Annotated in this window: 10 protein-coding genes; 4 read left to right on the forward strand and 6 right to left on the reverse strand. The window is 65.1% G+C overall.

The genetic code is table 11. The annotated features are described in order from the left end of the window. Positions 1-162 precede the first annotated feature (162 nt). On the reverse strand, positions 163-456 hold the full coding sequence (locus Q8Q88_RS05315; RefSeq protein ID WP_305674161.1) for a hypothetical protein: 294 nt from the start codon (positions 454-456) through the stop codon (positions 163-165). Positions 457-694: 238 nt separating this feature from the next. Here Q8Q88_RS05315 and Q8Q88_RS05320 point away from each other — a divergent pair, with 238 nt between their 5' ends. The 3 genes from Q8Q88_RS05320 to Q8Q88_RS05330 all read left to right on the forward strand — a co-directional run bounded on the left by Q8Q88_RS05320 (position 695) and on the right by Q8Q88_RS05330 (position 2,501). Further along, positions 695-1,231 carry a 2'-5' RNA ligase family protein gene (locus tag Q8Q88_RS05320; protein ID WP_305674162.1) on the forward strand — a complete coding sequence of 179 codons (537 nt, stop codon included), beginning with the start codon at positions 695-697 and terminating at the stop codon, positions 1,229-1,231. A gap of 496 nt (positions 1,232-1,727) precedes the next feature. Further along, a complete protein-coding gene (locus tag Q8Q88_RS05325; RefSeq protein ID WP_305674170.1) occupies positions 1,728-2,078 on the forward strand; it encodes a UrcA family protein in 351 nt (116 codons plus the stop codon). A gap of 105 nt (positions 2,079-2,183) precedes the next feature. Further along, entirely contained in the window at positions 2,184-2,501 is a 318-nt protein-coding gene (locus Q8Q88_RS05330; RefSeq protein WP_305674163.1) for a UrcA family protein, read from the forward strand. Here the strand turns inward: Q8Q88_RS05330 and Q8Q88_RS05335 are convergent. The 4 genes from Q8Q88_RS05335 to Q8Q88_RS05350 all read right to left on the reverse strand — a co-directional run bounded on the left by Q8Q88_RS05335 (position 2,498) and on the right by Q8Q88_RS05350 (position 4,200). Further along, the gene (locus Q8Q88_RS05335; protein ID WP_305674164.1) at positions 2,498-2,869 is read right to left on the reverse strand and encodes a type II toxin-antitoxin system VapC family toxin; all 372 of its coding nucleotides are present in this window, start codon (positions 2,867-2,869) and stop codon (positions 2,498-2,500) included. The genes Q8Q88_RS05330 and Q8Q88_RS05335 overlap by 4 nt on opposite strands. Continuing rightward, entirely contained in the window at positions 2,866-3,057 is a 192-nt protein-coding gene (locus Q8Q88_RS05340; RefSeq protein WP_305674165.1) for a type II toxin-antitoxin system VapB family antitoxin, read from the reverse strand. The genes Q8Q88_RS05335 and Q8Q88_RS05340 overlap by 4 nt, the downstream gene beginning before the upstream one ends. An 81-nt stretch (positions 3,058-3,138) precedes the next feature. After that, entirely contained in the window at positions 3,139-3,939 is an 801-nt protein-coding gene (locus Q8Q88_RS05345) for a DpnI domain-containing protein (protein ID WP_305674166.1), read from the reverse strand. A 42-nt stretch (positions 3,940-3,981) separates the two neighbouring features. Continuing rightward, a complete protein-coding gene (locus tag Q8Q88_RS05350; RefSeq protein WP_305674167.1) occupies positions 3,982-4,200 on the reverse strand; it encodes a hypothetical protein in 219 nt (72 codons plus the stop codon). 154 nt (positions 4,201-4,354) lie between these two features. Here Q8Q88_RS05350 and Q8Q88_RS05355 point away from each other — a divergent pair, with 154 nt between their 5' ends. Further along, the gene (locus Q8Q88_RS05355; protein ID WP_305674168.1) at positions 4,355-4,990 is read left to right on the forward strand and encodes a hypothetical protein; all 636 of its coding nucleotides are present in this window, start codon (positions 4,355-4,357) and stop codon (positions 4,988-4,990) included. Positions 4,991-4,996: 6 nt separating this feature from the next. Here Q8Q88_RS05355 and uvrB read toward each other — a convergent pair. Then, a partial coding sequence (uvrB, locus tag Q8Q88_RS05360; protein ID WP_305674169.1) for an excinuclease ABC subunit UvrB occupies positions 4,997-7,037 on the reverse strand: 2,041 nt, incomplete at its 5' end.

The following is a 7,037-nucleotide window of genomic DNA, read 5'->3' on the forward strand; positions in this document are numbered from 1 at the left end:
CAACTCCTCAAGCGTGGCAAACCCGCCAAGCTCGCCATCGTCGCGGTCATGCGAAAACTCATCGAGGCCGCCAACCTCGTCCTCGGACGCGGCCAGCCATGGGTCAAACAACCCGCAACTTGAACATGGTTGCTCCCCCAGAAGGGGAGGATCTGGAGATGTCTAGTTCCGCGACGCGATGGCCTCGATGGCCTGGACCTTGTGCTCGCAGTCCTCGGCCAGCCGGCGGGCGATGTCGCGCACCCCGGCGGGATAGGCCTCGCCGCCCTCGGAGATCTCGGCCGACAGGCGCTCGACCTCGATCAGCGCGGCTTCCAGGCTGCGGATATGTTCGCGGGCCAAGTGCTTGGCCTCGGCCTGCAGGTGGCGGATGCGCTCGGACAGCTCGTTGAGCTTCGGCGCGGCTTTAGCTTGAGGGGCCGAGTTGTCGGCCACGACGGAGAGCGGAGGCGACATATGTCTATCCCCGAGGCGCGCCTGAGGTCCCCCATGGACCGCTTCGACTTGGGACGCCCTTTGTAGTGCCTACGTTTGAGGTGGGGCCGAAGTTCCACCCGCGCTAGCCGATGGCGCGGCGTTAAGCACGACTATTCGTCGGGTGTTGAATTTGGGTGACACGCAGCAGCCCAGCTTCGCGCGTCTAGGTGGAGATCGGTGTAGCATCGCCGAACAGCCGGCCGCGGCGGGGATATCCATGGAAGTGCTCGAAGTCGTCGCCAGACCCCAGTTCCACAAGGCCGAACTGGCCTGGCTGACCGATATCCGCCGCAAGCGCACCGGCAATCCAGGCCCGCCCAAGTTCACCCTGGTCTTCCCGGGCGCCCAGATGCCGCCCAAGGCCTTCGCCGAACTGGTCGCCGCCCAGGTCAAGGGTGTGGCCCCGATCCGCTTCCACCTGCGCTGCGCCCTGGTTGCGCCGGAGCCGGCCGGCGGGGGCTTCCACGTGTTCCTGATCCCGGACGAGGGGTTCGGCGCCATCGCCCGCCTGCACGACCGCCTGCACGTCGGCCCGATCGAGGCGGCCCTGCGGCCGGCGATGCCCTACCTGCCGCACATCACCGTCACCACCGACCACGACTACGCCGCCGCCCGGAAGGCCGCCGCGGCGATCAACGCCCGCGACCTCTCCATCACCGGCCTCATCGACACCCTGCAGGTGGAGCGCCGCCAGGGCGGGGTGGTGAGGGTGGTGGCGGAGATCCCGCTGGAGAAGGCGGGCTGGTTCGGGTGAGGCGGGGCGCTGCGCGTCTAGCCAAGCTTCCAGACCGTTCCAGCAACCTGGGCTGTGTAGAAAGCTTAGCTTTGAACATATTAAATAGTATTTATCTTCAATAAACCAGATGACAGCTAATGAGATGATGGTATATTTGAAATGCGGTAGTAATACTACCCGCAAGGGACGAAAACTCAATCACTTGCGATCCTAGACTGTAGGAGGGGGTGTCATGGCTCTCCACTTACGTGTGCGCCTCTGGATCGGCAATCCAGGTGCGTTGTTTCGTAGGGTATGAAGCGGCGCGCCCGCGCCGCCCGACCGTCACACAGCGGCGATCCCCCCGGCCACGCTCGGCAAGCGTCCGGCGCCGCACAAGCATACTCGACCCGCGCTCGGCCTGATCGCCGAGGAATTCGCCTGGCGTTCGCTTCTGGTTGAGAGGGCGGGCGACAGCTTCTGCTTGCGCGGGTCCCTTGACTTGAAGCCATCCACCAAAACGAGGGCTCAGACCATGAAATCGAAGCTAATCGCCATTGTGACCGCATCCGCGTTCCTGGGTGCGGCGTTCGTCGGAACCCCTGCGTTGGCGCAGGGGGAGCGGGCCGACATGAAGGTCGCCGTCGGGGACCTGAACCTGCGCGCCGGGACCGGCGCCGAGCGGGCGCTACGCCGCATCAAGTCCGCGTCCAAGGTTTTCTGCCAGGACACTGCGCGGGTGACGACCCTCCAGGAACGCTCGAACGCCCGGGCGTGCCGGGACAGGATGATGTACCTCGCCGTCAACAAGCTCGACGCGCCGCTGGTGACCGCTCGGTACGATGAATCCGGAGCACGGCCGCCGATCATTCTGGCGGAACGCTGAACGCCTAAGGGAAGGTGCGCCCGCGCACCTTCCCCCTCGGTGTCGAGACCCGCGCGGGAACGCATATCGCCATTGGGAAAGCGCCCGCCTGACAGGGGGATCGCGATGAAACACCTGGCCAACCTCGCCCTCATGTCGCTGCTGATGAGCGGAGTCGCTCACGCGGAATCGGCCATGGTCGTCAAGGTGCGCGACCTGAACCTGGACACCAAGGCTGGCGCCTATCTGGCCGTCCAGCGCATGAACGACGCCGCGTCGCTGTTTTGCGAGACCCGCGGCCTGGACGGGGCGCGTGAGATGGACGTGACCACCCTGAAGTGCCGCCGCGACATGGCGCAGCGGGCCGCGACCAAGCTCAAGGCCCCCACCGTGGTCCGCCTGCAGACCGAACTGCCGTCGATGAGCGTGCTGGCGTCGCGCTAGGCGGGGTGCGTCCAGGCGACACCCAATCGCGCCGCGATCTCCTGCAATCGCCGGTCGCGGGTCCAGAGCCGGGCGTCGCGCGTGAGGCGCGCCGAGGCCAGCAGGTGCGCGTCCACATAGCCGACGCCCAGGCCGTGCAGCGCCTCGGCCTCGATGAAGCCCAGCACTTCATCGTCGCTGGCGGGCGTGGCCTGGGGCAGGTTGCGCAGCGCCTCCAGCACCGTCGCGCGCTGGGCCAGGTTCCCGAGCGCCAGTTCGCCGATGACGAAGGGATGGCTCAGCACCTCGCCCGTCTCCAGCCGTCCCGCGAGGTCCGGGTCGCCGCTCCGCAGGTGATCGACCCAGACCGACGTATCGACCAGGATCAAGCGGACCGCCGCCGGGGAACGGGCTTCAGATCCGGCTGGCTACCGCCCAGCCGCGCCAGCCGCCGCGCGCTCTCCCGCTCGATCAGCGCCTTCAGCGCCTCGCGCACGAGCGCGGACTTCTCCTTGAGGCCGGTCAGCTCTTCGGCCGCGGCGAGGAGATGGTCGTCGAGGGCGAGGGTGGTGCGCATGGTGGGGTTCCGGGGATAGGCACGGATGATAGCATCATTTGATGTCTAGCGCGATTGCGGCACGGGCGGCGGGAGGGGAAGCTATGAGGTGCGAAGGCGATAGACGCCTCGTCGGCAGAATTCGAGATAGCCCTGATCACGCAAGACCTGGAGTTGTTGGCGGATTTTCGGGCGAATGCTCCGGTTGTTGGGGTAGCGCGCGGCGATGCGATCCTCGAACCCGTAGACGTCGGCCAGGGTGAATTCCAGGCGGCCTATGTCCTCGACGGCCTTCATCACTTCGATCAGCCAACCCCGAGACTCAAGCGCTTGGTCGCGTAGGAAGAGCGTGTCTTGCCAAGCGTCCAAGACGGTCTTTCGAGGCAGCTGTTGGCGGTCGCGAACGAGGGCGATCCTGCCCGCAGCCGGAATCCGGTCGATCAGGATATTGCATCCGACCCATCCGGCGCGCCGCGCGGTAAGCGCGAGTGGCTTTCGTTCCTCGATGATGTCGGCGACGAAGAAGTGCCTGGGAACAACGAACACGTCCGTCACGCCGTGACTCGCCAAATCGTAATTCAGGAGGATCAGGTTTGGGTTGTTTCGGGCGGCGATCCTGTCGCGCATGGAACCGTAGGCGCCGTCGACGACTTTCGCGCCAAAGCGGCCCTTCTGACTCTTGAGTTCATACTCTTCGCAGCACCGAGGACAGAAGAAATCCGCGGCAGGTCGATTGTTCTCGAACTTGTCGAACCGGTCGGCACCGCAATTTGGACAGAACAGCGAGGCCAGAACCCAATGCTCGGTCCATACGCGCGCCTTCTGCGACGCGCTTTCGAAATGCGCTGGCGCCTCTCCAAAACCCAGGCTGAACGCGGGCGCATCGTGTTCGTCGCTCGGCATGAGTCCGAGCTTGCGGCCCTGCCTCTTAACGGCTCCTAAGCATCAGATATCGCCGCACTCCGTTTCAGGAATCTCTTCGCCGTCCGCGTCGAGCGTTATGTAGCGCGCCGCTTCGAACTCGTGCCCGCCAGCGCGCCTCCACTCGACGGCGCGGTGGGTGTTCCGTGCTACCGCTGCCGCCTCGATCGCGGAGTCCGCGTCGACCTCCGCGCAGTAGTCCACGAAGGCGTCTACGCGACAGAGCACCTGGAATAACGGCATTGGAGCGCCCCAAGATGTGACCAATCAAAGCTAGTCGGATGGGAACAAAATAGCAACATTGTGTTGGCCGCCCGCGTGTCGCCAGGCATGATGAACTCGTCTTTCACGCTCGCGGATTGACAAATGGTAACATATATGGAACCATAGGATTAGATTGGACGAGTATCTCGACGCGTCGGGTCGCAGTCCCTTTGGTGAGTGGTTCAGTGGACTGGACCCTCAGGCCGCTGCGAGGATTGTGGTGTTTCTCACCAGGATCGAGCGCGGGAATATCTCGAACGTCGAGCCGGTGGGCGAGGGCGTGTCGGAGTGCAAGCTCGATTTCGGACCTGGCTATCGAATCTATTTTTGGCAAAGACGGCCTGGAGTTGGTGATCCTGCTTTGCGGTGGGACAAAGAAGCGCCAGCAACGCGACATCTACACGGCCAGGGCGCGTTGGGCCGACTACAAGGCGCGAAAGAAAGGCAAGACCTGATGGCGCTCACTCGTGCATTCAAGGAGACCGTTCTGGCCCGGGTCCAAAGCGATCCTGCGTTCCGGGAAGCCTTGCTGACAGAGGGAGTCAACGCGCTGCTCGAAGGTGATGTCGAGACCGGCAAGGCGGTTCTACGCGACTACATCAAGGCGACAGTCGGCTTCGAGGCGTTGGCCGAGAGGACCGGCACGCCGTCGAAGAGCCTGATGCGGATGTTTGGGCCCAAAGGGAATCCGGCGGCGAAGAACCTGTTCGCGGTGATCGGCGAGCTTCAGCGGGCTTCGGGTTTGACCTTGGCGGTCCGCGCGGCCTGACCCCCCCTACAACTTCCCCTTCCGGAACCGCTCAGCCGCCTCCGCCCGAGCCTCGGCCTTCACCCGCTTCACCGCCCCGCGATCCACCTCTTCGCCCGGCGCCGTGAGCACGTCGTTCGCAAACTCCAGGTCCAGCATCTTCAGCCGCTTGATCTCGTCCCTTAGCCGCGCGGCGGTCTCGAATTCCAGGTCGGCGGCGGCTTGGCGCATCTTGGCTTCGAGGTCGCGCAGGGTGGCCTTGAAGTTGTCGCCGAGGAACGGCTTTGAGTCCTCCGCCACCCCGGCGCTGACCAGGGGGCGGTCGCGTTCGTAGCCGCTGGCCAGGATCTCCTTGATCGAGCTCTTGATGCTCTCGGGCGTGATGCCGTGCTCGAGGTTGTAGATCTCCTGCTTCTCCCGGCGGCGGCTGGTCTCGGCCATGGCGCGCTCCATGGAGCCGGTGATGCGGTCGGCATAGAGGATCACCTGGCCGTCGACGTTGCGCGCCGCGCGGCCGATGGTCTGGATCAGGCTGGTCTCGGAGCGCAGGAAGCCCTCCTTGTCGGCGTCCAGGATCGCCACCAGGCCGCATTCGGGGATGTCGAGGCCCTCGCGCAGCAGGTTGATCCCCACCAGGGCGTCGAAGGCGCCTAGCCGCAGGTCGCGGATGATCTCGATCCGCTCCATGGTGTCGATGTCGGAGTGCATGTAGCGCACGCGTAGGCCCTGCTCGTGCATGTACTCAGTGAGATCCTCGGCCATCTTCTTGGTCAGCACGGTGATCAGGCTGCGATAGCCCTTGGCCGTGGTCTGGCGGACCATGTCGATGACGTCGTCCACCTGGCTGAAGCCGCCGGTGGTCACCGGGCGCACCTCCACCGGCGGGTCGATCAGGCCGGTGGGGCGGATCACCTGCTCGGCGAACACACCGCCGGTGCGCTCCATCTCCCAGTCGCCCGGGGTGGCCGAGACGTGTACCGTCGCCGGCCGCATGGCGTCCCACTCCTCGAACTTGAGCGGGCGGTTGTCGAGGCAGGACGGCAGGCGGAAGCCGTACTCCGCCAGGGTGAACTTGCGGCGGTAGTCGCCGCGGTACATGCCGCCGATCTGGGGCACCGACTGGTGGCTCTCGTCGACGAACAGCAGGCCGTTTTCGGGGATGTATTCGAAGAAGGTCGGCGGCGGCTCGCCGGTGCGGCGGCCTGAGAGATAGCGGCTGTAGTTCTCGATGCCGGCGCAGGAGCCGGTGGCCTGGATCATCTCGATGTCGAAATTGGTCCGCTGCTCCAGGCGCTGGGCCTCCAGCAGCTTGCCGTTGGCCACCAGCCAGTCGAGGCGCTCCTTCAGCTCCGCCTTGATGGCGATGACCGCCTGGTTGAGCGTCGGGCGCGGGGTGACGTGGTGGCTGTTGGCGTAGATCTTGATCCCCTCCAGGTCGGCGGTCTTCTTGCCGGTCAGGGGGTCGAACTCGGTGACGGTCTCGATCTCGTCGCCGAACAGGCTGATGCGCCAGGCGCGGTCCTCGTAGTGGGCCGGGAAGATCTCCAGGGTGTCGCCCCGGCGGCGGAAGGAGCCGCGCTCGAAGGCCGCGTCGTTGCGCTTGTACTGCAGGGCCACCAGGTCGCCCATCAGCCGCTTCTCGTCGATCCGCTGGCCGGGCTCCAGGGTCATGGTCATGGCCGTATAGGTCTCGACCGAGCCGATGCCGTAGATGCAGGAGACCGAGGCGACCACGATCACGTCGTCGCGCTCGAGGATCGCGCGGGTGGCCGAGTGGCGCATCCGGTCGATCTGCTCGTTGATGGAGCTATCCTTCTCGATGTAGGTGTCGGTCCGCGGCACATAGGCCTCGGGCTGGTAGTAGTCGTAATAGGAGACGAAGAACTCCACCGCGTTCTCGGGGAAGAAGCTCTTCATCTCGGAATAGAGCTGGGCGGCCAGGGTCTTGTTGGGCGCCAGGATCAGGGCCGGGCGCTGGGTCTGCTCGATGACCTTGGCCATGGTGAAGGTCTTGCCGGAACCGGTGACCCCCAGCAGCACCTGGTCGTGCTCCTTGCCCTCCAGCCCC

The organism is Phenylobacterium sp. (assembly GCF_030697925.1).
In the GTDB taxonomy this organism is placed as follows: domain Bacteria; phylum Pseudomonadota; class Alphaproteobacteria; order Caulobacterales; family Caulobacteraceae; genus Phenylobacterium.

Coding starts and splice junctions, on each gene's coding strand:
- Q8Q88_RS05325 (WP_305674170.1), top strand. CDS start 1,728: ATGAAATCGAAGCTAATCGCCATTGTGACCGCATCCGCGTTCCTGGGT.
- Q8Q88_RS05330 (WP_305674163.1), top strand. CDS start 2,184: ATGAAACACCTGGCCAACCTCGCCCTCATGTCGCTGCTGATGAGCGGA.
- Q8Q88_RS05350 (WP_305674167.1), bottom strand. CDS start 4,200: ATGCCGTTATTCCAGGTGCTCTGTCGCGTAGACGCCTTCGTGGACTAC.
- Q8Q88_RS05315 (WP_305674161.1), bottom strand. CDS start 456: ATGTCGCCTCCGCTCTCCGTCGTGGCCGACAACTCGGCCCCTCAAGCT.
- Q8Q88_RS05320 (WP_305674162.1), top strand. CDS start 695: ATGGAAGTGCTCGAAGTCGTCGCCAGACCCCAGTTCCACAAGGCCGAA.
- Q8Q88_RS05345 (WP_305674166.1), bottom strand. CDS start 3,939: ATGCCGAGCGACGAACACGATGCGCCCGCGTTCAGCCTGGGTTTTGGA.
- Q8Q88_RS05340 (WP_305674165.1), bottom strand. CDS start 3,057: ATGCGCACCACCCTCGCCCTCGACGACCATCTCCTCGCCGCGGCCGAA.